The sequence below is a fragment of the Nodosilinea sp. LEGE 07298 genome (genome assembly GCF_015207265.1).
In the GTDB taxonomy this organism is placed as follows: domain Bacteria; phylum Cyanobacteriota; class Cyanobacteriia; order Phormidesmidales; family Phormidesmidaceae; genus Nodosilinea.
Genome location: NZ_JADEXE010000594.1, coordinates 1 through 1,183 on the forward strand (window position 1 = coordinate 1; position 1,183 = coordinate 1,183).

1 pseudogene is annotated in these 1,183 nt (G+C 62.0%); it reads right to left on the minus strand.

Features of this window, described 5'->3' with window-relative positions:
* A pseudogene (locus tag IQ273_RS33290) lies at positions 1-1,183 on the minus strand (hypothetical protein); the annotation flags it as partial.

A 1,183-nucleotide genomic window follows, 5' to 3' on the forward strand; every position in this document is an offset into this window, starting at 1 on the left:
GGGTTGGGCTGCCCTGCAACCCTCAAACGAGCGGGCAGCAGGGTGGCCGCCGCATGGCGAATCAGTCCAGTCTCTGCCAAATCTTCAGGGGGAAACAACCCGCTGGTCTTGAGCTGAAGGGCGGTTTGGTGCCAGCTGTAGGGTGGTTGTTGGGCTGAGCCCCCGGCCCCTATCCCCTGCTGTACTAGCGATTCAACCTCTGCCTGGGCCAGGGCCTGATTGTAAATAGCCACCAGGTAAAATTCCCCCAGCCAGGGACGGGAATTGTCGGAGTTGGACGTGCCCCCGCGTTCATTGCCCAGAACCAGATCAAAGCGCTGGTTGCTAGCCGCCACCCAGTTACTAAAGCTACCGGGATCGCTACCGGGAGGTAGCAGTTCCACAAATCGCAGATGGCCCTGAGAGTCTCGGCTGTAAAGGCGAGTCGTGCCATCGGCGCGACGGGTAAAAACGACCGGCATCAACCGAGGCTGTAGGGTAAAGTCGGCAGCGGTGACGAGGGTAGGGCCGTCTCGACCCGAGTGAGGGGGGAGGTAGCTAACGCCATTATTGTCGGTCAGGGTGGTGCGCAGCCGCAGCCGCAGGGCATGGGGATAGGTTTGGGTAGGGGCTTCTTGTCCCAGGGTAAAGAAGCGATTGCCGATGTCGTTGGATAGGGTAACGATGCGGGCAGGCCCCGTCTTGCCGGGTGCTGGCTGAGGGAGCAGCTGATCGGGACGATTTGGGTTGCCAGCGGGCTTCACCCAGACTTCGACGGTGATTTCGTTGGTGGCCCGCAAGGCCTCAATCAGACGGTTGGGCGGCTGGTTTGAATCGACGATGGTGGACTCGTTAAGTCGCAGCCCACCGCCCTCTAGCCAGGTCACGCGGTTAGGCTGGCCAATTGTGAGATTGATCGGTTCGCCGACGCCCGAGACATCCTGCACCTGATTGGGGCGATCGCCCGGCTGAAAGGTATAGAGCACCTGTAGGCCGTGATTGGTCCTGGTGCTGCGAGCGCGGGAGCGCTCTGGATGGCTGAGCAGGCTGGGGGGTGGCTCTGCTGCGTCGGTGTCTAAGGCGGCGACACTGGCCATTGGGGGATAGTGGAGCCGCAGCGGATCAAAGGCATAGCCCAGGGCCGTAGAGCGGCTAAGGCGAGCCGGGGTACTGGGCCGGGCCGCCAAAATGCTCTGTAACTGGG